Annotated in this window: 23 protein-coding genes and 1 pseudogene; 15 read left to right on the plus strand and 9 right to left on the minus strand. The window is 75.8% G+C overall.

Features of this window, described 5'->3' with window-relative positions; all coding sequences use genetic code 11:
- Positions 1-49: 49 nt before the first annotated feature.
- The 3 genes from ACYQBY_RS09745 (at position 50) to lipB (ending at position 2,820) form a co-directional block, all read left to right on the plus strand.
- The gene (locus ACYQBY_RS09745) at positions 50-1,375 is read left to right on the plus strand and encodes an FAD-dependent oxidoreductase (protein WP_459643655.1); all 1,326 of its coding nucleotides are present in this window, start codon (positions 50-52) and stop codon (positions 1,373-1,375) included.
- On the plus strand, positions 1,365-2,099 hold the full coding sequence (locus ACYQBY_RS09750) for a Type 1 glutamine amidotransferase-like domain-containing protein (protein WP_459643656.1): 735 nt from the start codon (positions 1,365-1,367) through the stop codon (positions 2,097-2,099). Before ACYQBY_RS09745 ends, ACYQBY_RS09750 begins: the two co-directional genes overlap by 11 nt.
- A gap of 91 nt (positions 2,100-2,190) precedes the next feature.
- The gene (gene lipB, locus ACYQBY_RS09755; protein WP_459643862.1) at positions 2,191-2,820 is read left to right on the plus strand and encodes a lipoyl(octanoyl) transferase LipB; all 630 of its coding nucleotides are present in this window, start codon (positions 2,191-2,193) and stop codon (positions 2,818-2,820) included.
- 187 nt (positions 2,821-3,007) lie between these two features.
- On the opposite strand, the gene ACYQBY_RS09760 is transcribed toward lipB, so the two are convergent.
- From ACYQBY_RS09760 to ACYQBY_RS09775, 4 genes are all read right to left on the minus strand, one after another.
- Complete coding sequence (locus tag ACYQBY_RS09760) at positions 3,008-3,949, minus strand: LLM class F420-dependent oxidoreductase (RefSeq protein WP_459643657.1); 942 nt, start codon at positions 3,947-3,949, stop codon at positions 3,008-3,010.
- Positions 3,950-4,011: 62 nt separating this feature from the next.
- Positions 4,012-4,908 (minus strand): carbohydrate ABC transporter permease, encoded by an 897-nt coding sequence (locus tag ACYQBY_RS09765; RefSeq protein ID WP_459643658.1) that lies wholly within the window; start codon positions 4,906-4,908, stop codon positions 4,012-4,014.
- Positions 4,905-5,876: a carbohydrate ABC transporter permease gene (locus ACYQBY_RS09770; protein WP_459643659.1), complete on the minus strand. Its 972-nt coding sequence runs from the start codon at positions 5,874-5,876 to the stop codon at positions 4,905-4,907. Before ACYQBY_RS09770 ends, ACYQBY_RS09765 begins: the two co-directional genes overlap by 4 nt.
- 25 nt (positions 5,877-5,901) lie before the next feature.
- A complete protein-coding gene (locus tag ACYQBY_RS09775; RefSeq protein ID WP_459643660.1) occupies positions 5,902-7,278 on the minus strand; it encodes an ABC transporter substrate-binding protein in 1,377 nt (458 codons plus the stop codon).
- Between the two features lie 229 nt (positions 7,279-7,507).
- On the opposite strand from ACYQBY_RS09775, the gene ACYQBY_RS09780 reads away from it, so the two are divergent.
- From ACYQBY_RS09780 to ACYQBY_RS09800, 5 genes are all read left to right on the plus strand, one after another.
- Positions 7,508-8,476, plus strand: a complete 969-nt coding sequence (locus tag ACYQBY_RS09780; RefSeq protein WP_459643661.1) for a sugar-binding transcriptional regulator — start codon at positions 7,508-7,510, stop codon at positions 8,474-8,476.
- An 84-nt stretch (positions 8,477-8,560) separates the two neighbouring features.
- Positions 8,561-10,054: a mannitol dehydrogenase family protein gene (locus ACYQBY_RS09785; RefSeq protein WP_459643662.1), complete on the plus strand. Its 1,494-nt coding sequence runs from the start codon at positions 8,561-8,563 to the stop codon at positions 10,052-10,054.
- The gene (locus tag ACYQBY_RS09790; RefSeq protein WP_459643663.1) at positions 10,051-11,463 is read left to right on the plus strand and encodes a serine hydrolase domain-containing protein; all 1,413 of its coding nucleotides are present in this window, start codon (positions 10,051-10,053) and stop codon (positions 11,461-11,463) included. The genes ACYQBY_RS09785 and ACYQBY_RS09790 overlap by 4 nt, the downstream gene beginning before the upstream one ends.
- 97 nt (positions 11,464-11,560) lie before the next feature.
- Positions 11,561-12,574: a lipoyl synthase gene (lipA, locus tag ACYQBY_RS09795; RefSeq protein ID WP_459643664.1), complete on the plus strand. Its 1,014-nt coding sequence runs from the start codon at positions 11,561-11,563 to the stop codon at positions 12,572-12,574.
- A 121-nt stretch (positions 12,575-12,695) separates the two neighbouring features.
- On the plus strand, positions 12,696-13,457 hold the full coding sequence (locus ACYQBY_RS09800; protein WP_459643665.1) for a DUF4191 domain-containing protein: 762 nt from the start codon (positions 12,696-12,698) through the stop codon (positions 13,455-13,457).
- A 52-nt stretch (positions 13,458-13,509) separates the two neighbouring features.
- Here the strand turns inward: ACYQBY_RS09800 and ACYQBY_RS09805 are convergent, their stop codons facing one another.
- Positions 13,510-13,962 carry an RDD family protein gene (locus ACYQBY_RS09805; RefSeq protein WP_459643666.1) on the minus strand — a complete coding sequence of 151 codons (453 nt, stop codon included), beginning with the start codon at positions 13,960-13,962 and terminating at the stop codon, positions 13,510-13,512.
- A 179-nt stretch (positions 13,963-14,141) separates the two neighbouring features.
- Here ACYQBY_RS09805 and glnA point away from each other — a divergent pair, with 179 nt between their 5' ends.
- Positions 14,142-15,566, plus strand: a complete 1,425-nt coding sequence (gene glnA / locus ACYQBY_RS09810) for a type I glutamate--ammonia ligase (protein WP_459643667.1) — start codon at positions 14,142-14,144, stop codon at positions 15,564-15,566.
- 355 nt (positions 15,567-15,921) lie between these two features.
- Here glnA and ACYQBY_RS09815 read toward each other — a convergent pair whose 3' ends face one another.
- Entirely contained in the window at positions 15,922-16,890 is a 969-nt protein-coding gene (locus tag ACYQBY_RS09815; protein WP_459643668.1) for a CARDB domain-containing protein, read from the minus strand.
- A 254-nt stretch (positions 16,891-17,144) separates the two neighbouring features.
- Between ACYQBY_RS09815 and ACYQBY_RS09820 the strand changes: the two genes are divergently transcribed.
- The 6 genes and pseudogenes from ACYQBY_RS09820 to ACYQBY_RS09845 all read left to right on the plus strand — a co-directional run bounded on the left by ACYQBY_RS09820 (position 17,145) and on the right by ACYQBY_RS09845 (position 21,543).
- A complete protein-coding gene (locus ACYQBY_RS09820; RefSeq protein ID WP_459643669.1) occupies positions 17,145-17,918 on the plus strand; it encodes an isocitrate lyase/PEP mutase family protein in 774 nt (257 codons plus the stop codon).
- A 131-nt stretch (positions 17,919-18,049) separates the two neighbouring features.
- Entirely contained in the window at positions 18,050-18,697 is a 648-nt protein-coding gene (locus ACYQBY_RS09825; protein WP_459643670.1) for a dihydrofolate reductase family protein, read from the plus strand.
- Positions 18,694-19,050: a YciI family protein gene (locus ACYQBY_RS09830; RefSeq protein WP_459643671.1), complete on the plus strand. Its 357-nt coding sequence runs from the start codon at positions 18,694-18,696 to the stop codon at positions 19,048-19,050. Before ACYQBY_RS09825 ends, ACYQBY_RS09830 begins: the two co-directional genes overlap by 4 nt.
- Positions 19,047-20,380, plus strand: a pseudogene (locus tag ACYQBY_RS09835) (RNA polymerase sigma factor). The gene ACYQBY_RS09830 and the pseudogene ACYQBY_RS09835 overlap by 4 nt, the downstream one beginning before the upstream one ends.
- Positions 20,381-20,524: 144 nt before the next feature.
- Positions 20,525-21,133 (plus strand): DUF305 domain-containing protein, encoded by a 609-nt coding sequence (locus ACYQBY_RS09840; RefSeq protein ID WP_459643672.1) that lies wholly within the window; start codon positions 20,525-20,527, stop codon positions 21,131-21,133.
- A 35-nt stretch (positions 21,134-21,168) separates the two neighbouring features.
- Complete coding sequence (locus ACYQBY_RS09845) at positions 21,169-21,543, plus strand: hypothetical protein (protein ID WP_459643673.1); 375 nt, start codon at positions 21,169-21,171, stop codon at positions 21,541-21,543.
- On the opposite strand, the gene ACYQBY_RS09850 is transcribed toward ACYQBY_RS09845, so the two are convergent.
- From ACYQBY_RS09850 to ACYQBY_RS09860, 3 genes are all read right to left on the minus strand, one after another.
- Complete coding sequence (locus ACYQBY_RS09850; RefSeq protein ID WP_459643674.1) at positions 21,534-22,022, minus strand: hypothetical protein; 489 nt, start codon at positions 22,020-22,022, stop codon at positions 21,534-21,536. The two genes, ACYQBY_RS09845 and ACYQBY_RS09850, sit on opposite strands and share 10 nt — an antisense overlap.
- A gap of 115 nt (positions 22,023-22,137) precedes the next feature.
- Positions 22,138-23,781 (minus strand): DUF6297 family protein, encoded by a 1,644-nt coding sequence (locus tag ACYQBY_RS09855; RefSeq protein ID WP_459643675.1) that lies wholly within the window; start codon positions 23,779-23,781, stop codon positions 22,138-22,140.
- A complete protein-coding gene (locus ACYQBY_RS09860) occupies positions 23,778-24,464 on the minus strand; it encodes an ABC transporter ATP-binding protein (RefSeq protein ID WP_459643676.1) in 687 nt (228 codons plus the stop codon). The genes ACYQBY_RS09855 and ACYQBY_RS09860 overlap by 4 nt, the downstream gene beginning before the upstream one ends.
- Positions 24,465-24,573 lie beyond the last annotated feature (109 nt).

Raw genomic sequence — 24,573 nt, forward strand, 5'->3', positions numbered from 1 at the left:
ATCGGGCCTGCCCCGCGCCCGCTGTCCACAGCGTCGATAGGCTCCGACGGTGACTGCTACCACCTCCTCGGCGCCCGACCCGGCGCACCGGCCGGCGGAGCTGCCGACCTCCGTGGACGTCGTCGTCGCCGGTGCCGGCCTGGCGGGTCTGGCCTGCGCACGGCACCTCGTGGCGGCCGGGCTGCACGTCGTGGTGCTGGAGGCCGCCGATCGCGTCGGCGGCCGCATCCGCAGCGAGGACGTCGGCGGCTTCCGGGTGGACCGGGGCTACCAGGTCTTCAACCCCGCCTACCCCGAGGTGCCACAGGTCCTCGACGTCGCCGCGCTGCGCCTGCAGCACTTCGACGCGGGGATCGCCGTGCAGCGCGGCGGCGGCCTGTCGCAGGTGCGCGACCCGCGCCGGCACCCGGGGTCCGCCCTGGAGGCGCTGCGCTTCCCCGTGGGCTCGCTGCGGGACAAGGTCACCACGGCGCGCTGGGCGCTGGGCACGGCCTCGGCGGCGGCGCTGAAGGCGCGCGACACCGGCTGGAAGGACGCGCTGGACGCGGCGGGCGTCACCGGGGAGCTGCGCACCGCGGTTGTCGAGCCGTTCCTCGCGGGCGTCCTGGGCGAGGAGGACGGCAGCACCTCGGCGCGGTTCGTGGACCTGCTGGTGCGCAGCTTCCTGCGCGGCACGCCCGGTCTGCCGGTCGCGGGGATGCAGGCGGTGCCGGACCAGCTCGCCGCGGCGCTGCCCGCGGGCACGGTCCTGACGGGGGTGGCGGTGGAGCACCAGTTCCACGGCCCCCGGGAGCTGATGGTGCAGAGCAGCGAGGGCGGCGTGGCGGCGCGTGCGGTGGTCGTCGCGACGGACCCGCACACCACCGAGCACCTGACCGGCCTGGCGGCACCGGAGATGCACCCGCTGACGACGTTCTGGTTCGCGGCGCCGACCTCCCCCGCGGCCCCCGAGCGCGCCAAGCTCATCCACGTCGACGGCGACCGCCGCGGCCCGGTCGTCACCACGACCGTCGTGTCGGACGTGGCGCCGTCCTACCGGCTCGACCGGTACGACCCGCGGGCCCTGGTGTCGGCGCTCGTGCTCGGCGAGCGCGGCGACGCGGGCACCGAGCGGGAGGTCCGCGCCCAGCTCGGCCGGGTCTACGGCACCGACGCGCGCGGGTGGGAACTGCTCACCGTGCACGCCCTGCGGGACGCGCTGCCCGCGGTGCCGCCGCCCTTCACGGGCCCGAAGCCGGTGAAGCTCGGGGAGGGCGTGTACGTGGCGGGCGACCACCGCGACAACGCCTCCCAGCAGGGTGCGCTCGTGTCGGGCCGGCGCGCGGCGGTCGCGGTGCTGCGGGACCTCGGCGCGCTGCCCGGCCGTGCCGGCTGACGCGCCCACCGTCGTCGCCACCTCCGGCGGGTGGCGGGCGGGGGTGCGCGGCTACGTGGACTTCGCGCCGCTGGTGCACCACGCGGTGGAGCTGTCGGGGGCGGCGGGACGCCCGCGGGTCTGCTACGTCGGCACCGCGGGCGGGGACCAGCGCTGGTTCGCGGGCGAGGTGCTCGACGCGGCGCAGCGGGCAGGGTTCGACCCGTGGGTGCTGAGCCTGTTCCCGATGCCGTCGGTGCCGGACGTGGCGGAGCAGGTGCTGGCCAGCGACGTGGTGTGGGTCAACGGTGGCTCGGTGGTGAACCTGCTGGCGGTGTGGCGGGCGCACGGCCTGGACGGTGTGCTGCGCCGCGCCTGGGAGGCGGGGGTGGTCCTGGGCGGGGTGAGCGCGGGGTCGATCTGCTGGTTCCGCGGCGGCACGACGGACTCCTACGGGCCCGAGCTGCGCCCGGTGGTGGACGCGCTGGGTCTCCTGCCGTACGGCAACGGGGTCCACCACGACTCCGAGGCCGGCCGGCGTCCCCTGGTGCACGAGCTGGTCGCGGCGGGGACCCTGCCCGAGACGCACTGCACGGACGACGGCGCGGGCCTGGTGTACCGCGGCACGGAGCTGGTGGAGGCGGTCTCGGAGCGGGCGCGCGCGGGTGCGTACGTGGTGCGGGCCGAGGACGGCGGGGCGGTGGAGGAGCGGCTGCCGGTGCGGCGCCTGCCGGACGTACGGTGACCCGGTGAGCACCGACGCCGCAGGCACCGAGGTCGCGGGCACCCAGGTCGTCGCGGGCACCGAGGTCGCGGGCACCACCCCCGCACCGGCCGTGGAGCGGGTCCGGCTCGGGCAGGGCCTGGTGCCCTACGCCGAGGGCTGGGAGCTGCAGCGCCGGGTGCACGCCGAGCGGGTCGCCGCCGGGCGCGGGGACACCGTGCTGCTGCTGGAGCACGAGCCGGTGTACACGGCGGGGCGGCGCACGAACTCCTGGGAGCGGCCGGTGGACGGCACGCCGGTGGTGGACGTGGACCGCGGCGGGCGCATCACCTGGCACGGGCCGGGACAGCTCGTGGGCTACCCGGTCGTCGGCCTGGCGCAGCCCGTGGACGTGGTGCGCTACGTGCGGCGGGTGGAGCAGCTCCTGATCGACGTGTGCGCGGAGCTGGGCGTGCGCGGGATCCGGGTCCCGGACCGCACCGGCGTGTGGGTCGCGGCGGGTGGTGGGCGGCCGGAGCGGAAGGTCGCGGCGATCGGGATACGGGTCGCGCGCGGGGTGACGATGCACGGGTTCGCGCTGAACTGCGACACGGACCTGCAGGGTTTCTCCACGATCGTGCCGTGCGGGATCACGGACGCGGGGGTGACGTCGCTGTCGGCGGAGGTGGGCCGGCGCGTGGGCGTCCTGGAGGCCGCGGACCTGGTCGAGCGGCACCTGCCCGCGGCGGACCTGGCCCGCTGAACCCCCGGGCTCTCCGGATCCGGGGTTCCCGGGATGTGGGCGGGGACGTTCTGCGCGCAACACGCCGGTGTCACCCGACCGGACGTCCCCGCCACCTGCCGCACCCCCCGGAAGCGGGGACGTTGCGCGCCCAACACGCCGGTGTCGCGCCCCCGGACGTCCCCGCCCCGGCCGGACCGCCCCCGTGTCAGCGCAGCTGCGGGGCGACCTCGGCGGCGACGAGCTCGACGTGGTCGAGGTCGGCGATGTCCAGGACCTGGAGGTAGAAGCGGGTGACGCCCGCCTCGGCGTAGGCGCCGATCTTGTCGACGACCTCGTCGGGGGTTCCGGCCAGGCCGTTCTCGCGCAGCTCGCCCACCTCGCGGCCGATGGCACGGGCGCGGCGGGCGACCTCCGCCTCGTCGCGGCCGCAGCACAGCACGAGCGCGGCCGACCACGTCAGCTCGTCCGCGTCGCGCCCCGCGGCGGCGCACGCCTCGCGGACGCGGCCGAACTGGGTGCGCACGCCCTCCAGCGGCTGGAACGGGACGTTGAACTCGGTGGCGTAGCGGGCGGCCAGCTCGGGCGTGCGGCGCTTGCCCATGCCGCCGATGATGACCGGCACCCGCCGCTGGACGGGTTTGGGCAGCGCCGGGGAGTCCTGCACCCGGTGGTGCTCGCCGGTGAAGGAGAACGTCTCCCCCGCGGGCGTGCCGAGCAGCCCGGTGACGACGGCGAGCTGCTCCTCGAACCGGTCGAAGCGCTCCTTCGTCGGCGGGAACGGGATGCCGTAGGCGGTGTGCTCGGCCTCGTACCAGCCGGCGCCGAGGCCGAGCTCGACGCGCCCGCCGGACATCTGGTCCACCTGCGCCACCTGGATGGCCAGCACCCCGGGGTGGCGGAACGTCGCGGAGGTCACGAGGGTGCCCAGCCGCAGGCGGGTGGTGTCGCGGGCGAGGCCGGCGAGGGTGGTCCAGGCGTCCGTCGGGCCGGGCAGCCCGGCCTCCGGCCCGGTGGACTCCCCCATGACGAGGTAGTGGTCGGAGCGGAAGAAGGCGTCGTAGCCGGCGTCCTCCGCCGCGACGGCGAGCCGCAGCAGGTCGTCGTACGTGGCGCCCTGCTGGGGCTCGGTGAAGATGCGCAGGTCCATGCCGCCATCCTGCCGCGACGGCGGCCGAGGGGCCCGCGCGCCCCCGGCTCACGTCCCGGTGGTCACTTCACCGCGCCCATCGACAGGCCCTGCACGAGCTTGTCCTGGGCGGCGAAGCCCGCGACGAGCACCGGCAGGGAGATGACGGTGGCCGCGGCGCAGAGCTGGGCGAGGAACAGTCCCTGGCTGGTGAGGAAGCTGGTGAGGAACACCGGCGCGGTCTCGGCGACGGTGGCGGTGAGGGTGCGCGCCAGCAGCAGTTCGTTCCAGCTGAAGATGAAGCAGATCAGGGCGGTGGCCGCGATGCCGGGCATGGCGACGGGGGCGACGATCTTCCGCAGGGTCATGAGCAGCCCGGCGCCGTCGATGGAGGCGGCCTCCAGCATCTCCACGGGGACCTCGGCGAGGAAGGAGCGCATCATCCACACCGCGATCGGCAGGTTCATCGCGGTGTAGAGGACGATCAGCAGCCAGATGTTGTCCAGCGTGCGGGTGGTCAGCGCGAACAGGTACAGCGGCAGCAACCCGGCGACGACGGGCAGGAACTTCGTGGACAGGAAGAAGAACATGACGTCCGTCCACTTGCGCACCGGCCGGATCGACAGGGCGTAGGCGGCGGGGATCGCCAGCACCAGCACGATGAGCGTGGAGATGACCGAGGCCATCGCGGAGTTGATCAGCGGGGGCAGCGGGGAGCGGCCCGTGGCGGCCCCGAAGAAGTTGCGGTAGCCCTCCAGCGTGAGGGACGCCGCGAAGGAGGGCGGGTTGGTGGCCGCCGCCGTCTCGGAGTGCAGGGAGGTCAGGACCATCCACAGCACCGGGGCGACGAAGAGGAACCCGATGACCCAGGCCAGCAGGCCCCACACGGGCGAGGGGCGGCCCAGCACGGCCCGTGCCCTGCGCTCCCTGCGGCTGGTGGCGACCTGGGCGGCGCGCGCGCCGGTGACGGTGGCGGTCATCGCCCGTTCTCCTCGTTGAACATGGTGGAGACCACCCGCAGCGCGAAGGTGGCGATGATGATGGTGGCGATCACGGTGACGACACCCATCGCCGAGGCCAGGCCGTACTCGTGGGCGGAGAAGAACGTCTGGTAGATCGTGTACGGGAGGTTCGCGGTGCCCAGGCCGCCGGCGGTGATGGTGTAGACGGCGTCGAAGTTCTGGACGATGTAGATGCTGCCCAGCAGCCCGCCCAGCTCCACGTACTGGCGCAGGTGGGGGAAGGTCAGGTAGCGGAAGATCTGCCAGGAGCTCGCCCCGTCCACCCGGGCGGCCTCGACGACGTCCATCGGCCGGCTCTGCAGCCCGGCCAGCAGGATCAGCATCATGAACGGGGTCCACTGCCAGATGAGCGCCGCCTCCACGGCGATCATCGGCGCGGAGGAGATCCAGTCCGGCTGCGGCGGGGTGCTGTTGCCGAACCACCCCCAGACGGTGGTGAGCAGGCCGTTGAACAACCCGTAGGAGGGGTTGAAGAGGGCGTGCTTCCACAGCAGCGCGGCGGCGATGGGCACGACGAGGAACGGCGCGATCATCATGGTCCGCACGATCCCGCGCCCCGCGAACCTCCGGTCCAGCAGCAGGGCGATGAGCAGGCCGAGCACCAGGGACACCAGGACCACGGTGACGGTGAGCACCAGGGTGTTGACGACCGACTCGCGCAGCGCGGCGTTGGAGAAGACCTGCACGTAGTTGTCGAACCCGGCGAAGCCCCGCTCGGTGGGCCGCAGGGAGTTCCAGTCCATGAACGAGATGACCAGCGTCACCACGAACGGCAGCTGGGTGACGACGATGGTGAAGACCAGCGCGGGCATCAGCGGCGCCCGCCTCGCCCAGTCCGCCGCCCGGCGCGCCGAGGCGGGACGGACGTGGACGCTGGGCGTCGGCGACAGCGCGGTCTCGTGGGACGAGGAGGTACCGGTGCTCATGGCTGTCGCTCCTGGGAGGTGCGGGTCACTTCCGGTAGTTCTCGGCGACCGCCTCGGCGAGCTCCTGGCCCTCGGCCAGCGCCTCCTCGACGGTGGTGCGCCCGGCGATGGCGGAGCTGATCTCCTGGGAGACCTTCGTGCCGAGGTCGGTGAACTCCGGGATGCCGACGAACTGGATGCCGGGAGCGGGACGGGGCTGCACGCCGGGGTTCTGCGGGTCGGCGGCGCTGATGGCGGCCTGGGTGGCCTCGTAGAAGGGCCCGGCCGACTTCTGGTAGTCGGGGTTCTCGTAGGTGGAGGCGCGCTTGCCGGCGGGCACCTTGGGCCAGCCGAGCTCGGCGCCCACCAGCTCCTCGTACTCCTTGCTGGAGGCCCAGGAGATGAACTTCCAGGCGTTCTCCTGGTTCTTGCTGGCCTTCTGGACGCCCCAGGCCCACGAGTACAGCCAGCCGGAGGCCTCGGTCTTCACGACGGGGGCCTGGGCGTAGCCGATCTTGCCGGCGACGGGCGAGTCCTCGGCCTCCAGGGAGCCCGCGGCGGAGGTGGCGTCGTACCACATGGCCACCCCGCCCTGGGTCATGGCGTTGAGGCACTCGGTGAACCCGGCCTGCGGTGCGCCCTGCTCGCCGTGGGCGCGGACGAGGTCGACGTAGAACTTCGTGGCCTCGGTGAACTCCGGCGCGTCGACCTCCGCGTTCCAGGCGGCGTCGAACCAGGTGCCGCCGAAGGTGTTGACCACGGTGGTCAGCGGTGCCATGACCTGGCCCCAGCCGGGCTGGCCGCGCAGGCAGATGCCCTTCATGCCCGGCTGCTTGCCGTCGACCTGGGCGGCGAGGTCGGCCACCTGCTGCCACGTGGGTTTCTCGGGGACGGTGAGCCCGGCCTGCTCGAACACGTCCTTGCGGTACATCAGGAAGGAGGACTCGCCGTAGAAGGGCTCGGCGTAGACCTTGCCGTCCTCCCCGGTCAGGCCGGCGGCGATGGGCGGCAGGATGTCGTCCTGGGCGAAGGCCTCGTCCCCGGCGATGAACTCGTCCAGGGGCGCCAGCCAGCCGTTGGCGGAGTAGAAGGGCACCTCGTAGTTGGAGATGCTGGCCACGTCGTACTGCCCGGCCTGGCTGGTGAACTCCTGGCTGATCTTGTCGCGGACGTCGTTCTCCGGCAGGACGGTGTAGTTGACCGTGATGCCGGTCTCCTTGGTGAAGTGGTCCGCGGTGAGCTTCTGCAGGTCCACCATCTGCGGGTTGTTCACCATGAGGACGCTGACGCTCTTGCCGTCCCCGCCGCCCCCGCCCCCGCCGGATCCGCCGGCGCCGCCGGCACCGGCGCACCCCGTGAGCAGCAGCGTCCCGGTCAGCGCCGCCGCGATCGCGGCGCGCTGCCTCCCCAGCCTCCCGGCCATCGTGCCCTCCACGTCTCCGTCGACAGGTGCAGGTCGTGGTTCAGGTCGTCGTGCAGATGCGGGTGCCGCTGCTGGGCGGTCCCCCGGCGACCGTGACGCCGCTCAGGTGAGCGGGTTAGTATCAAGTGCGCACAGTCCACTCCCGTCACACACGGTTGTCAACCGTGTCGCGCGGCGCGTCGCGGGCGGGGAGGCACCGCGGTCGACGCCGCGACGGAGGGAGGCCGCGATGGCGCGTGGGCCCGTGGTCCGGGCCGCCCCCGCGACCCCCGGTGGCCTCGCCCTGGCCGCGACCACCGCGCGGCGCTTCTACGTCGACGGCCTGACGAAGGTGGAGATCGCCCGGCAGCTCGGGATCAGCCGGTTCAAGGTCGCCCGCCTGCTGGCGGCCGCCACCGCCTCGGGGCTGGTGCGCATCGAGATCTCCGCCCCGCCCTCCGTGGACGGGGAGCTGTCGGAGCAGCTGCGCTCCCGGTTCGGCCTGACCGCCGCCTTCGCCGTCGTGCCCGACCGGGAGGGCACCGAGGCCGCCCGCGAGGCCGTCGCCCGGTTCACCGCGGGCCTGCTGGAGGAGCTCGCCGGCCCGGACGACGTCGTCGGGGTCGCCGGCGGGCGGACGCCGGCGGTGATGTCGGCGCACCTGCGGGCGGACCTGCGGTGCCGCTTCGTGCAGCTCGGCGGGGCCCTGGCGCACCCCGACCTGCGCCTGACCGCCGTGGACGTCGTGCAGCGCGTGGCGGAGGCCACCGCAGGCTCCGCCGTGACCTTCTACGCCCCCTTCCTGGTGCCCGACGCCGCCACCGCCGAGGGCCTGCGCGCACAACCGCAGATCGCCGGGGCGCTGGCCGAGCACGACCACCTCACCCGGGCCGTGGTGTCCGTCGGCTACTGGGCGGCCGGGGAGTCCACCGCGTACGACGTCCTCGACGCCGCCGACCGGGAGTTCCTCGCCGCCGCCGGGGCCTGCGCGGAGCTCACCGGGCTGGTCCTCGACCGCGACGGCAACCCGGTGCGCCCGCTGGACGACCGCGTGATCGGTGTGCGCCTGGAACAGCTGCGCCGCGCCGACGTCGTCGCGATGGCGTCCGGGCTCGGGCGGGCCGAGGGCACGGCGGCCGCGCTGCGCAGCGGGCTCGTCTGCACGCTCGTGACGCCGGTGGCGCACGCCCGGGGGGTCCTCGGCCTGCCCGGACCCTGACGCGGCCCGGCCGCCGCCCCGCCCCGCCCCGCCCCCGATCCAGCGCCCGACGAGACCGCCCGACGAGAGCCCCAGGAGGCCCCCATGCCGCAGCTCAGCACCGAGACGCTGCCCACCCTCGCCGGGCGGGTTCCCGTTCCGACGTACGACCGCTCCCGGGTCCGGGCGGGCATCGTGCACCTCGGCGTCGGCGGGTTCCACCGCGCGCACCAGGCGATGTACCTGGACCGGCTGATGGAGCGGGGCCTGGCCCTGGACTGGGGCATCTGCGGGGTCGGGGTGCTGGAGGCCGACCGGCACATGTCCGAGGTGATGGCCGCGCAGGACTGCCTCTACACCCTCGTGCTCAAGCACCCCGACGGCCGGCACGAGCCCCGCGTCGTCGGCTCGCTCGTGGAGTACCTCCTCGCCCCCGACGACCCCCGGGCGGTCGTGGAGCGGATGGCGGATCCGGCGATCCGCATCGTCTCCCTCACCGTCACCGAGGGCGGCTACAACATCCACGCCGTCACCGGCGAGTTCGACCTGACCAACCCCGAGGTCGTCCGCGATCTGGAGCCGGACGCCGTGTGCCGGACCACCTTCGGCCTCGTCACCGCCGCCCTGGCGCTACGCCGGGAGCGGGGCGTGCCGCCGTTCGCGGTGGTCTCCTGCGACAACATCCAGCACAACGGGGAGGTGGCCCGCCGCGCGTTCTGCGCCTTCGCCACCGCCCGCGACCCCGAGCTGGGCGCGTGGGTGGAGGAGAACGTGCACTTCCCCAGCTCGATGGTGGACCGCATCACCCCGCGGACCACCGACGCCGAGCGCGCCGAGGTCGCGCAGGTCCTCGGTGTGGAGGACGGCTGGCCGGTGGTGTGCGAGCCGTTCACCCAGTGGGTCCTGCAGGACGACTTCCCCACCGGCCGCCCGCCGCTGGAGGAGGCCGGCGTGCAGGTCGTGGACGACGTGGAGCCCTACGAGCTGATGAAGCTGCGGCTGCTCAACGCCAGCCACCAGGCGCTGTGCTACTTCGGGTACCTGGCGGGGTACCGGCTCGTGCACGACGTCTGCCAGGACCCGCTGTTCGCGGAGTTCCTCCTCGGCTACATGCGGGAGGAGGGCGCGCCCACGCTGGAGCCGGTGCCGGGCATCGACCTCGCGGAGTACCAGCAGGAGCTGATCCGGCGCTTCTCCAACGCCGAGGTCCGCGACACCGTGGCGCGGCTGTGCGCGGAGAGCTCCGACCGCATCCCGAAGTGGCTGCTGCCCGTGGTGCGCTCCCAGCTCGCCACCGGCGGGGAGCTGCGCCGCTCGGCCGCCGTGGTGGCGTCGTGGGCCCGCTACGCCGAGGGCGTCGACGAGCAGGGCGAGCCGATCCGGGTGGTGGACCGCCTCGCCGACCGGCTCACGGCCGCCGCCCGCGCACAGCGGGAGGACCCGACGGCGTTCCTGCGCGACCGCGAGCTGTTCGGGGACCTCGTGGAGGAGGAGCGCTTCGTCCTGCCCTACCTCGACACCCTCGCCTCCCTGCACCGGCACGGCTCCCGCGCGACGCTGGAGCGGCTGCTGACCGAGCTGCGCGGAGGAGCCCGGTGAGCGCGGAGGTGCTGCCCGCCACCCGGCGCCGCCTGGAGCACCTCCTGGCCGGCGCGCAGGTCCGGTACCGGCTCCCGTCGGTGGTCGCGGGCATCGTGCGCGACGGGGAGCTCCTGTGGTGGGGCGCGCGCGGGCGGGTGGGCGGCGCTCCCCCGACCGCCGCGACGCAGTACCGGATCGGCTCGATCACCAAGACGTTCGTGGCCGCGGCGGTGCTGCGCGCGCACGCCGACGGCCTGCTCGCCCTGGAGGACCCCGTCGGTGCGCACCTGCCGGAGCTGACCGGTGTGGGGCGCCTCACCGTCGGGCAGCTGCTGGGCCAGTCCTCCGGGCTGCGCGCGGAGACGGAGGGCCCCTGGTGGGAGCGCACCCCGGGCGGGGACTGGGCGGCGCTGGCCGCGCAGCTCGACCCGGCCTCGGTGCGGTTGCGGCCGGGCACCCGCTTCCACTACTCCAACGTCGGCTACGGCGTCCTGGGCGAGCTGGTGGCGCGGCTGCGCGGGCGGGCGTGGCACGAGGTGGTGGCCGCCCAGTTCCTCGGCCCGCTGGGGATGTCCCGCACGACGACGCGCCCGGACGGGGTGCACGCCCCGGGCCTGGCGGTGCACCCGTGGGCCGACGTGGTGCTGCCCGAGCCGGAGCACGACGCGGGCGCGATGGCCCCGGCGGGGCAGCTGTGGTCGACCGTGCCGGACCTGGCGCGCTGGGCGGCGGCCCTGGCGGGGCGGGAGCCGGAGGTCCTGCCCGCTCCCCTGCCGGGGCTGATGCGCGAGCTGCAGGCCGCCGACGACCAGCCCGGCGCGGCGTGGACGGCGGGGTACGGCCTGGGCCTGCAGCTGTGGAACGACGGCGGGCGCCTGCACGCGGGGCACTCCGGGTCCATGCCGGGGTTCGTGGCGGTGCTGCGGGCGGACGTGGCGAGCGGCGACGCGGTGCTGGCGCTGACGAACTCCACGACGGGTTTCGGGGACCTGCCGGTGCAGCTGCTGGCGGCCTTCGCGGAGGCCGAGCCGCCGCTGCCGGCGGAGTGGCGGCCGGCCGGGGTGGACGCGGACGTGCTGGAGCTGGTGGGCCCCTGGTACTGGGGGCCGGCGCCGCTGCTGCTGACGGCGCTGCCGGGCGGGGACGGCGGCGGCGGCGGCACCGGGGTCGGGGACGGCGGTGGGCTGCGGCTGGCGGGGGTGCAGGCCCGGGCCCGCGCCTCCCGGTTCGCGCGCGGGGAGGCCCCGGGCACGTGGACGGGCCTGGACGGCTACTACGCCGGGGAGACGCTGCGGGTGGTGCGGGACGCGGCCGGGGTGGTGCGGCACCTGGACCTGGCGAGCTTCCGCCTGACCCGCACCCCGTACCCGCCGGCGGAGGACGTGCCCGGTGGCGTGGACCCGGCGGGCTGGGGCCCGCTGCGGTGAGCGGCCGGGGGGCGGTCCGGGCCCGGCCCGGCGGGTGCGCGGTGAGGTGCGCCACGGGCGCGACGGGAGGGTCGGCGGCGGGACGTACGCTGGCCCCGTGACCGTCGCACCCGAGGGACGCAGGCTCCTGCGCGTCGAGGCCCGCAACGCCGAGACGCCGATCGAGCGCAAGCCGTCGTGGATCCGCACGACGGCGCGCACCGGCCCGGACTACACCGAGCTCAAGGGCCTGGTGAAGCGCGAGGGCCTGCACACGGTGTGCGAGGAGGCGGGCTGCCCCAACATCTACGAGTGCTGGGAGGACCGCGAGGCGACGTTCCTCATCGGCGGCAGCGAGTGCACCCGCCGCTGCGACTTCTGCCAGATCGACACGGGCAGGCCCTCCCCGCTGGACCGCGACGAGCCGCGCCGGGTGGCGGAGAGCATCCGCACGATGGGCCTGCGCTACGCCACGATCACCGGCGTCGCCCGCGACGACCTGCCCGACGAGGGCGCCTGGCTGTACGCGGAGACGATCCGCCAGGTGCACGCCCTCAACCCCGGCACCGGCGTGGAGATCCTCGTGCCGGACTTCTCCGGGAACCCCGCCCTGCTGGGCCAGGTGTTCGACGCGGCACCGGAGGTGTTCGCGCACAACCTGGAGACGGTGCCGCGCATCTTCAAGCGGATCCGCCCGGCGTTCCGGTACGAGCGCTCCCTCGAGGTGATCACCCAGGGCCGCGACGCCGGGCTGGTCACCAAGTCCAACCTGATCCTGGGGATGGGCGAGAGCGACGAGGAGGTCGTGGCCGCGCTGCGGGACCTGCGCGAGGCCGGCTGCGACATCATCACCATCACCCAGTACCTGCGCCCCAGCCCGCGCCACCACCCCGTGGAGCGCTGGGTGAAGCCCGAGGTGTTCGTGGAGCTGTCCGCCGAGGCCGAGGCGATGGGGTTCGCCGGGGTCATGTCCGGGCCGCTGGTGCGCTCCTCCTACCGGGCGGGGCGGCTGTGGGCGCAGGCGATGCGCCGGCGCGGCCGCGAGGTCCCCGCGGAGCTGGCGCACCTGGACCGGGAGGCCCCCGCGAGCCAGGAGGCCTCCAGCCTGCTCTCGCGCCTCACCCGCGCCTGAGGCGCCTCACCCGCGCCTGAGCGACGCGCCGGCCGGTGCGGCCGGCCGCCCGGCGCGGGCGGTCCACCGGCCGGCCCGGTGTGCTCCCGGCGGCGCCGCGGCCGGACGTATCCTGTGCGGCATGGCCAGCGCGAAACCCGCTCCCGACCCCGCCCCGACCGCCAAGCCCTCCCGCTGGCGCCGTGGCCGCGGGTCGTCCCCGGCGAGGCCGCGCAAGCAGGGCCGCCTGAAGCAGATGCTCGCCGTCTACCGCATGACGGTGAAGCAGGACCCGGCCAGCCGCTGGTGGGTCCTGCTCGCGCTGGGCCTGCCGGTGCTGCTCGGCGTCGTCATCGGCGTCACGTCCGGGCACTGGATCTACTGGCCGCTCATCGGCGTGATGATCGGTGTGCTCGCCGGGATGATCGTCCTGGCCCGGCGGGCCGAGCGCGCCGCGTTCGGGCAGATCGCCGGGCGGCAGGGTGCCTCGGGCGCCGCGCTGAGCACCCTGCGCCGCGGGTGGACCGTCGAGAAGGAGCCGGTCGCGATCAACCCCCGCACCCAGGACCTCGTCTTCCGCGCCGTGGGCCGCCCGGGCGTCGTCCTGGTCGCCGAGGGGCCGCTCACGCGCGTGCGGCGCCTCGTGGAGGACGAGCGGAAGAAGATGGCCCGCCTCGTGCCCAACGTCGAGGTGCACACCTTCTACGCCGGCGAGGGCGAGGGCCAGGTGCCCCTGCGCTCGCTCAACCGGAAGATCACCCGGCTGCGGCCGAAGCTGACCAAGCAGGAGGTCGAGCAGGTCACCAAGCGGCTGCGGGCGCTGGGTGCGGTGAAGCCGCCCATCCCCAAGGGCGTGGACCCGATGCGGGTGCGCCCCGACCGCAAGGCGTCCCGGGGCCGCTGAGGCACGCACGGCCCCCCGCACCTCCCCGGGGCGGGGGCCGCGCCCGGCGGGGTCAGCGGCGCACGACGACCGTCTCGGACGCCTTGTCGTGCAGGCCGCGCCGGTCGGAGTCGTAGACGACGGCGGGGAGCACGAGGCACAGCAGGGCCGTGCGGATGAGGGCGCGCACCGGCCCCACCAGGCCACCGTCGGTCCCGCGCACCACCAGGCCCGCGGCGAAGTGCCCGAGGGTGAAGCCGGCGGTGCCGACGAGGACGACGTGCATGACGGCGAAGACGGCGAGGGGGCCGAACTGCGGCCCGAGCACGTCGCCGAGGAACGCCCTCGCCACGAGCGAGGCGATCGCCCAGTCCACCACCAGGCCCAGCACGCGCCGGCCCCAGGGCGCGACCGAGCCGCGCCCGTGCCCGGGCAGGCCGAGGCGCTCACCCGGACGGAGCGACCCGGTGGGGGGCTCGCCCTCGTTCCGGTCTGGCCCGGGGGTTGCTGAGGTAGGGTCCGGCACGGTCGCAGGCTACCGGCCGGGGCGTCGCCGCTCCCGCCGGCACGGCCCGCTGCTCCGTGCACCCGCCACCCGGTGGGTAACGTGCCGGAAACACGTCGGACACCACGAAGAAACGGCCGCGCCCTAGCGTCGGCGCGTCCACGGCCGCCCGCTGGGCTGGTCCCGTACCTGGAGGTTGGATGTTCAACAACTCCGAAGAGGTCCTGAAGTTCATCCGCGATGAAGGCGTCAAGTTCGTCGACATCCGCTTCTGCGACCTGCCGGGCGTCATGCAGCACTTCAACGTGCCCGCCGAGTCGGTGACGGCCGACGCGCTGACCGAGGGCCAGATGTTCGACGGCTCCTCGATCCGCGGTTTCCAGGCCATCCACGAGTCGGACATGAAGCTCGTGGCGGACCCGACCTCCGCGTTCCTGGACCCGTTCCGGGCCGAGAAGACGCTGGTCATCAACCACTCCATCGTGGACCCGTTCACGGACGAGGCCTACAGCCGCGACCCGCGCAACATCGCGGCCAAGGCCGAGGCCCACCTGAAGAGCACGGGCATCGCCGACACCGTGTACTTCGGTGCCGAGGCGGAGTTCTACATCTTCGACGACGTCCGCTTCCAGACGAGCCCGCAGTCGAGCTTCTACCACATCGACTCCGTCGAGGCGGCGTGGAACTCCGGGCGCGAGGAGGAGGGCGGCAACCGCGGCTACAAGACGCGGTTCAAGGGCGGCTACTTCCCCGTCCCGCCGGTCGACCACTTCGCGGACCTGCGCGACGAGATGTGCGTCGAGCTCGCCAAGGCCGGCCTGTCCGTGGAGCGCTCGCACCACGAGGTCGGCACCGCCGGCCAGGCGGAGATCAACTACCGCTTCGACACGCTGAAGAACGCGGCCGACCAGCTGCTGCTCTTCAAGTACGTCATCAAGAACGTCGCGTGGCGCAACGGCCGCACGGTCACCTTCATGCCCAAGCCGCTCTTCGGGGACAACGGCTCCGGCATGCACTGCCACCAGTCGCTGTGGAAGAACGGCGAGCCGCTGTTCTACGACGAGCGCGGCTACGGCGGCCTGTCCGACATCGCCCGCTGGTACATCGGCGGCCTGCTGCACCACGCGCCGTCGCTGCTGGCGTTCACGAACCCGACGGTGAACTCCTACCACCGCCTCGTGCCCGGCTACGAGGCGCCGGTGAACCTGGTGTACTCGGCGCGCAACCGCTCCGCCTGCATCCGCATCCCCGTCACCGGGAACTCGCCCAAGGCCAAGCGCATCGAGTTCCGCGTGCCGGACCCGTCGGCGAACCCGTACCTGGCGTTCTCCGCGCAGCTCATGGCCGGCCTGGACGGCATCAAGAACCGCATCGAGCCGGCCGAGCCGATCGACAAGGACCTCTACGAGCTGCCGCCGGACGAGCACGCCAACATCAAGCAGGTGCCCTACTCCCTGCCCGAGGTGCTCGACCGCCTCGAGGCGGACCACGAGTACCTGCTCGACGGCGGGGTGTTCACCTCCGACCTGATCGAGACGTGGATCGACTACAAGCGGACCCACGAGGTGGACCCGATCCGCCTGCGCCCGCACCCCCACGAGTTCGAGCTGTACTTCGACATCTGACGGACGGGCGCACGCGCCCTGCCGTCGAGGTCACCGAGGCCGTCGCCGCTCCCCGGAGCGGCGGCGGCCTCGTCGCGTCACGGGCCGCCCACCCACGACGGCCCGCCCACGACGGCCTGCCCACGACGGCCTGCCCGGGAACGAGCGAGCGCCCCGCACCCGCGGTCGCGGGTACGGGGCGCTCGTGCGCGCGGGCCGGTCAGGACCAGCGGGCGCGGGCCTCCGCGACGGTGACGCCGAGGGTCATCAGCGAGGAGGACGCGATGGTGACGGCGATGAGGCGGATGCGGTCCCGGCCCACCGGCGTTCCCGGACCCGTCACCCCCGGCGCCCGGGGGTGACGGAGCGCCGGCCTTCAGGAGTGCAGGCTGTAGTTCACGCTGACGCGCTCGCGGTCGGTGTCCACCGCCGCGGACTCGTCGAGGCTCCAGCTGCCCTGGAGGTAGCGGGCCGAGGCGACCTGCGTGACGTGCCAGCGGGAGAAGGCCCCCTCCGAACCGGCGGGGCAGACCATCTCGGCCGGCAGGTGGTAGTAGCCGCGGTGGATGGGGATGAGCGAGACGGGAGCGCTCGCGCGGCTCGCGCGGGTCGAGGAGGCCACCTGGGTCTCGATGGCGTAGCCGCTCGGCCCACCTGCGTAGGGGTTCGTGGTTCCCACGCCGACGGAGGGGGCGAGGACCTTCTCGGTGCCGCTCACCGGCGTGCGGTCGGCGGTGCGGTAGCAGGCGCCGTACAGGGTGCCGGTGACGGCGGCCTCCACGTAGGTGGACCGGGTGTAGGCGCCGAGGGCGTGGCCGACGACGAGCTCCGGGCTGCCGTCGGCGGCCCGCCCGACGCGCAGGGTGCTCTCGACGCTGCCGCTGCCCCGCACCGGCGAGACGGTCAGGGCGCGGTCGAGCCTGTTGTTGCGCTCGTCCCGCTCGGCGATGCGGCGGGCGTCGTCCACCTCCGCGGTGATGGTGTGCGGCCCCCGCGTCGCCCTCCACAGCGCGGTGGCCTTCGGGCCGCCGTTGGCGAAGACCTGCACGGACTCCCCCGGGAGGAGGGAGAACCTGTGGTCGTCGGACCAGGTGGTCATGACGCCGTCGACCTTGAACTGCACCCCGTGGACCACCCCTGACGGGGTCGCGCTCGTCCCGGTGTTCCGGATGACCGCGCTGAACCGCACGGGGCCACCGGGGACCGGCTCGTCCGGGCCCCAGGCGACCGAGGTGACGACGAGGTCGGGTGCCTGGGTGGCGGCGTGTGCGGTGGCGGCCGGCGCGAGCGCTACCGCCGTGGCGAGACCTGCTGCTGCGCCGACGGCGCGTGTGGTGAGCTTCACGGTGTTCCCCCCTGTGTCGGAACCGGCCGCCCCCTGTACCCCCCGGTACGGCGGCCGGTGTGTGCCATCCGGTGGACGTCGCAGCGGCGCGTTCCGTTGCACCGCACACCGGCACGGGAGGCAACCTAGCCCTGGTCGCTACGCACAGTCCACAGTCAGGACGCCCAGTAGCGTTCAGGCACCACTCCCGGGATGCCGCCCGGCCGGCGACGGGCGCCGGTCGGTGCGACGGCGGCCCGGTCTAGCGTGTGCGCATGACCACTGCCGACAAGGCCGCCGAGCTCCTCCGGCTGCACACCGACCCCGACCTCCTCGTCCTCGTCAACGTGTGGGACGTCGTCAGCGCGAAGACGGTCGCCGCCCTGCCCGGCACGAAGGCCCTCGCCACGGCGGGGCACTCCATCGCCTCGACGTTCGGCTACCCCGACGGCGACCAGATCCCCCTCGACACGGCCCTCGGCCTCATCGGCCGGATCGTGGAGGCCGTGGACCTGCCCGTCAGCGCCGACCTGGACTCCGGTTACGGCGACCCCGGTGAGACGGTGCGCCGCGCGATCGGCGTGGGCGTCGTCGGCGCGAACGTCGAGGACCGCATGAAGCCCCTCGACGAGGCCGTCGCCGCCGTGCGCGCCATCGTCGCCGCCGGCGAGGCCGAGGGCGTGCCGTTCGTGCTCAACGCCCGCACCGACGCCTTCGTCAAGGCCGGCGACAAGCCCCTGGACGTCGTGGTCGGCGAGGCGATCGAGCGGGGCCGGGCGTTCCTCGACGCCGGCGCCGCCTGCGTGTTCGTGCCCGGCAAGCTCGACGAGGCCACCGTGGCCCGCCTGGTCGAGGGCATCGGCGAGCGCAAGGTCAGCGTCATCGGCGTGCCCGGGACCCCGTCGCAGGCCCGCCTGCAGGATCTGGGCGTGGCCCGCATCTCCTACGGCCCGTGGACCCAGCGCGTCGCGCTGACCGCGCTGGCCGACGCGGGCGAGGCCATCCTCGCGGGCGGCGCGCTGCCCGAGGGCACCCGCGTCCTGAACTGAACCCCCCTCCCCGGGGGCGCCACCGCGCCCCCGGGGAGTTCTTCCCCCGCGGGTGTCGATCCGGGGCCGGCCCGTTCGTCCAGGAGACGGAGGACGGGCAGCGGGCCCGTCCGGGAGCACGGGAGGACGACATGGGCATCACGGTGGTGGCGAGCGTCACCCTCGACGGGGTCGCGCAGGCACCGGGGAGGGCGGAGGAGGACACCCGCGGCGGCTTCGCGCTCGGCGGGTGGGCCGCCCCGTACGCCGACGCGGTGCAGGCCCGCGCGATGGGCGCCGGCATGGCGCGCGCCGCGGCCGGGGAGGCGGCCCTGCTGTTCGGGCGGCGCACCTACGAGGACTTCGCCGGGTTCTGGCCCCGGCAGCGGGACAACCCGTTCACCCCGGTCCTGGAGGCGGCCCGCAAGGTCGTGGTCTCCCGCACGCTGGAGGGCCCGCTGCCGTGGGCGAACTCGGAGGTGCTGCGCGGGGAGGCCACCGGGACGCTGCCGCGGCTCCTCGCGGACGGCGACGTGGACCTCACCCTCTTGGGCAGCACCACCCTCTCCCGCAGCCTGCTGGCCGCCGGCCTCGTGGACGGCCTGACCCTGCTGGTGCACCCGCTCGTGCTCGGGACCGGCAGCCGCCTCCTCGACGGCGGCCTGCCGCGGGCGGCATGGGAGAACGTGGAGACGGTGGTCACCGGCACGGGGGTGGTCATCGCCACCTACCGGCCCGTCCGGGACGGGCAGCGGACGGACCCGCGCACGGACCTGCGCACGGAGGAGGACGAGGCGTGAGGCAGTACCTGCTGAGCATCGAGCAGCCCGACGGCGGCCCGCCGCCCCCCGAGGTCCTGGCGGCGGTCATGCGGGACGTCGAGGCCGTGGAGGAGGAGCTCAAGGCCTCCGGGTCGTGGGTGTTCGCCGGTGGGCTGCACCCGCCGTCGGCCGCGACGGTCGTGCGGGTGCGCGGGGAGGAGGTGCTCCTGACCGACGGGCCGTACGCCGAGGGCCGCGAGCACGTCGGCGGGGTGGTCGTGCTGCGCGCCGGCGACCTCGACGAGGCGCTAGCCTGGGCGGAGCGCTACGCCCGCGCCACGACCCTCCCGGTCGAGGTGCGGCCCTTCGCCGGGGAGTTCCCGCAGGGGTGAGCGCGCTCCCGGGGGTCCCGCCCGACGTCGTGGAGCGGGTGTTCCGCGCCGAGCACGGCCGCGCGGTGGCGGTGCTGACCCGGGCGTTCGGGGACCTCGACCTCGCCGAGGAGTCGGTGCAGGAGGCCTTCGTGGAGGCGGTGCGGCGCTGGCCGGGCTCGGGGGTCCCCCCGAGCCCGGCCGGCTGGATCCTCACCACCGCCCGCAACCGGGCGCTCGACCGGCTGCGGCGCGAGTCCACGCGCCCCGGCCGGCACNCCCGCCCGGCTGGATCCTCACCACCGCCCGCAACCGGGCGCTCGACCGGCTGCGGCGCGAGTCCACGCGCCCCGGCCGGCACGCGCAGGCGGCACTGCTGCACGCCCCCGCGGACCCGGTGGACGACCCCGTCGGTGACGACCGGCTGCGCCTGGTCTTCACCTGCTGCCACCCCGCGCTGGGGATGCCCGCGCGGGTCGCGCTGACGCTGCGCCTGCTCGGCGGCCTGAGCACCGCGGAGGTCGCCCGGCTGTTCCTCGTGCCGGAGGCCACGATGGCGCAGCGGCTGGTGCGCGCCAAGGCGAAGATCCGGCAGGCGGGCATCCCGTACCGGGTGCCTCCCGCGCGGGAGCTGCCCCGGCGGCTGCCGTCGGTGCTGGCGGTCGTGCACCTCGTCTACACCGAGGGCCACGCGGCCACCGCCGGTGAGGAGCTGGTGCGCCCGGAGCTGTGCGCGGAGGCGCTGCGCCTGGCCAGGCTGCTCGCGGAGCTGGTGCCGGAGGAGCCGGAGGTGCTGGGGCTGCTGGCGCTGCTGCTCCTCCTGGAGGCCCGCCGCCCGGCGCGCACCGATGCGGAGGGCCGGCTGGTGCCGCTGGCGGAGCAGGACCGCACCCGGTGGGACACCGCCCTGGTCGCGGAGGGCCACGCGCTGGTGCGGCGGTGCCTGCGGCGGGGTGAGCCCGGCCCCTACCAGGTGCAGGCCGCCGTCAACGCCGTGCACTGCGACGCGCCCACGGCGGAGGCGACGGACTGGGCGCAGGTGCTGGCCCTGTACGACCTGCACCTGGCGCTGGAGCCGACCCCGGTGGTGGCGCTGCACCGGGCGGTGGCGCTGGCGGAGGTGGCCGGGCCCGCCGCGGCGCTGGAGGTCCTCGACTCCCCCGACGTCTCCGGGCCGCTGCGCCGTCACCACCTGCTGCACGCGGTGCGGGCGGAGGTGCTGCGCCGGCTGGGCCGGGACGCGGAGGCCGGCGCGGCGTACGGGGAGGCGCTGGCGCTGGCGGGCAACGGCGCGGAGCGGGAGTTCCTGCGGCGCCGCCGCACCGAGCCACCCGCGCCCGGGCGCCCTTGAGCCGCGGCGGACCCGGCACCCCCCCCCGGGCGTGCGCACGGTGCGTGTCGTCGTGGGGAACGGCCCCCGCGGCGGAGCGCGTGTGGGAGGCTTCGGCCGCTGCGCCGGGAACGACGAGGTCCCGCGCCCCGCACAGGAGCCGACATGACCCCTCCCCCGTCCCCCCGGGCCGCCGCCGGCCTGCTCGTGGTGGCGCTGCTGACCGGCGGGACCCTGTCCGCCTGCGCGGGCGCCCAGGGCCCGACCACCACCGCGCCGCCGAGCAGCGCTCCCGCGGTCCCCGTGGACCTGCCCGACGCCGAGCCCGTCCGCGACACCGGCCTCGCCGACGTCACGTTCGCCCGCCAGCTCCTCGTGCACCACCAGCACGCCATCGAGCTCGCCGGCCTGGCCGCCTCCCGCGCCGGGGACCCCGAGGTGCAGACCCTCGCCTCCGACATCGCCCGCAGCCACGGCATGGAGATGACCGACGCCGCCGGGTGGCTGCAGGAGCACGGCGAGACCGCCGCACCGCCCGCACCGGCGGACCCGAACGACGGCGACGGGCTCGCCGGCCTCCTCGACGCCGAGGGCGACGACGTCGACCGGCTGTTCCTGGAGCTCATCGCCGAGCACCACGCCGAGGCCGTCGCCCTGGCCGAGACCGAGCAGGCCGAGGGCGAGGACTCCTTCGCCCGCGCACTGGCCGGGCTCGTGGAGTCCGAGCGCAGGGGTGAGCTGCGCAGGGTCCTCGCGCTGCGGGAGCGGTTCTGACCCAGCGCCTCACCGCCGCCGACATCGGCTGCTGGGTGCTGAAGTCCACGCTGGCGCCCCTCGCGATCGCCCCCGGCTGGCGGGCCGGGCACAGCGAGCGGCTGACGCGCTGCGTGCGCCCCTCCTACCGGCTGGGCCTCCTGGCCTCCGGGCAGGCGTGCCTGCTGTGGCTCAGCGGGCGGCACCACCCGGGCGTGCACGCCCTCGGCACCGTGGCGGCCGCGCCCGGCGAGCGCGAGGGCGCCCCCGCGGTGGAGGTGGACCTGCGGCTGCTGGCCGAGCCGGTGCCGCGGCCGCTGCTGCTGGCGGACCCGGCCCTGGCCGCGGCGGAGGTGCTGCGGATGCCCGCGGGCAGCAACCCCTCGTACCTCACCCCCGCGCAGTTCGCCGCGCTGGAGCGCTACCTCTGAGCGTCCCCCGCCGCGCGGGCGGCGCGGGAGCGGGAGACCGCGTACGTCCCCGCCAGGGCCCCGTGGGCGGGCACGCCCACGAGCAGCACGAGGAACGGCGCCCCGAGCACGAGGTCCTGCAGGAGGACCCGGACGTCGAAGCCGCCCTGGACGGCGGTCAGCGCGGCGCTCACCAGCGGGAAGCCGATCCCCACCGCGACGGCCACGGTGACCCAGCACACCAGGCCCGGGACGAGGTCGTGCCCCGAGCGCGCCGCGCGCAGGCCGTCCCGCGCACCCCACACGCCCGCGGCCACGGCCAGCACCCCCAGCAGGGCCAGGCCCGAGCCGATGTCGGCGCCCACCGCCTCCCGGCGCGAGGCTGCGACGTCGGCGACGAGCCGGCCCGCCAGGCCCACCCCGAGCAGCCCGGCGGCGCGCGGCAGGGCCCGGCGGGCGAGGCCGTCCGTCCACGGGGGACGGGTGGGGGGCGGGGTCATCGACGGCTCCTCCGGACGTCCGGCGCGGTGGTCTGCGGTGCTGAGCGGTGCGGTGCTGAGCGGTGGTGCACGGTGCCCGAACCCTAGCGGGACGCCGGCACCGCGCCGCCCGCGCTCAACGGCGCCCTCCGGCGGCGGCCAGCAGCAGCGCGAGCACCGTCAGCACCGCCTGCGCGGCCAGCAGCGCCGGCGAGGGCCCCGACACCACCGCCAGCAGCAGCGGCAGCGGGCCGAGCAGCGCCACGTCCGGGCCGGTCGCGAACGCCGCGGCCACCCCCGACGGCACCGCCCCCACCGGCGTCGCCACCGGCGGGCGGGAGAAGTCCGGCGGCGGCCGGTACGCCGCCCGCACCGCCGCCGCACCCTCCACCGGGCCCGCCAGCAGCCCCAGCAGCACCCACCCCCCGAGGTCCCCGAGGTGCAGCCCGAGCACCGCCCCCACCGCGGCGCCCCACAGCGCCGTGCCCACCGCCGGCACCACCAGCCGGCAGGCCCGCACCGCACCCCGGCCCAGCGGCAGCAGGCCGTCCAGCGCGGGCTGCAGCGCGGCCGCCCGGGCTCCGGCCGCCGTGGCCAGCCCCGCCGAGTACCCGCCGGAGAGCAGGACCAGCACCAGCGGCCACGGGGAGGCCGCGGCCAGCGCCGCCACCGGCAGGCAGGCGGTGACGGCGAGGCGCACCAGCGCGCGCGGGCTGCGCCGCAGGAGCAGCAGGTCGCCGCACACCAGCGCGGCGGGTGCGCGCAGCGGGAGCGGCACGCGCGGCAGGCGCGGCAGCAGCCGGGACGCGCGGCGCGGGCGCTGCACCCCCGGGCCGGCCAGGGCGAGCGAGAGCGCCTGCGGGTCCAGGGACAGCAGCGCGACGTGCACCTCCCCCGTCGTCGCACCGTGCTCGCGCAGGCTGCGGTCGCGCACCCGCTCCGTGCGGGCGTCCACGGCCAGGGCCAGCGCCGGGGCGGCGGCCGCGGCGAGGACGGCGAGCACCGGCAGGGCGGGCGGCAGGCCGGGGCGCGCCACGCCGAGGAGCGCGACGCCCGCCGCGACGAGCGGCACCGCGCACAGCGCGGCGTCGGCGGCGAGGCGCACCCCCCCGGTCCGCCCGGCGGCCTGCGCGAGCGCGGCGAGCAGCACGGCGCTCCCCGCCACCGCCGCACCCAGCACCGCCCCGCACGCGATCGCTCCCGCCCCGGGCTCCGGCGCCAGCACGAGGACCAGGCCGGCGCCCACGGGTGCGCCCAGCACGGCGGCCAGGGCCGGCCAGCGCAGCGCCGCCGGGCGCAGCAGGGAGCGGCGGTCCACGGGCAGCGGCAGCCACCACGCGGCCTGCGCCGGGCCCAGCGCGACCGGGCCCAGCCGCGCCGCCAACCCGGTCAGCGCCGCCAGGGCCGCCGCCGCGAGCAGGACGGCGATCCACGCCGGGTCGAGGAACGGCCCGGCCACCGGCGCGCTGCCCGGCACGGCCGCGCGCAGGTCGGCGCCCAGGCCCTCCGCCGCCGAGAGCAGGGAGGAGGCCACCAGCACGAACGCCAGCGCGGCGGTGTAGAGGTCCTCCAGCAGCCCGCCGAGGCCGCGCACGGCCCGCGCCCGCGCCTGCCGGGACGTCCACACCCGCACCGCCCGGCCCGCGCCCCGGGGCGGGCGCTCCCCCGGGTCGTCCCCGGGACCGTCCTGCGGGTCCTCGCCCGGCTCCTCGCCCGGCTCCTCGCCCGGCTCCTCGTCCGGCTCCTCGTCCGGGCGCCGGGCCCGCGCCGCGGTGCTCACAGCCCGTCGATCGCGTCGGCGGCGGCCTCCGGGCCGACGGCGCGCACGGCGTCCTCCGCCACGAGCAGCGCGGCCGTCGCCGCCCCGCGCACCAGGTCCGGGTCGTGCGTCGCCACGAGCACCGCGCCGCCGCGCCGCCGCTCCTGGCGCAGCCGGGCGGTGACGGCGCGGCGCATGCCGGCGTCGAGGCGCTGCTCCGGCTCGTCGAGCAGCAGCAGCGCGCGGGGCCGCGCGAAGGCCGCGGCCAGGAGCAGGCGCCGGCGCTGCCCGGAGGACACCGCCGTCGGGAACACCTCCGCGCGCCCGGTGAGCCCGAACTCCTCCAGCAGCCCCGCCACCGCCGCCTCCGGCTCCGGCACCCCGTGCCCGGCGGCCACGAGGAGGAGGTGCTCGGCGACGGTGAGGCCGGGCAGGAACGCGTCGTCGCCCAGGTCGGCGGCCACGGCGGCGCGGTAGGCCGCGGTCCGCTCGTCCAGGGGCCGGCCCCGCAGGTGGACCCGGCCACCGAGGGCGGGCAGCAGGCCGGCGAGGGTGCGCAGCAGCGTGGACTTGCCCGCACCGTTGGCGCCGACCACGGCGAGCACCTCCCCCGCGTCCAGGGCGAAGGTCAGCGGCGGCAGCAGGGGGGCGCCGTGACCGACGACGAGGGCGTCGACGGCCAGCAGGGGCGGGGCGGCGGGCACCCGGGGGACGCTAGCCACCCGGACGGTGCCGGCGGATCCGACGGCCGGGTGGCGCAGGTGCCGACGGACGGCGGATCCCGCCGCGCCACCGCCCCGCACCGGCGCGGCG

It is taken from the genome of Kineococcus anabasis (assembly GCF_054590795.1).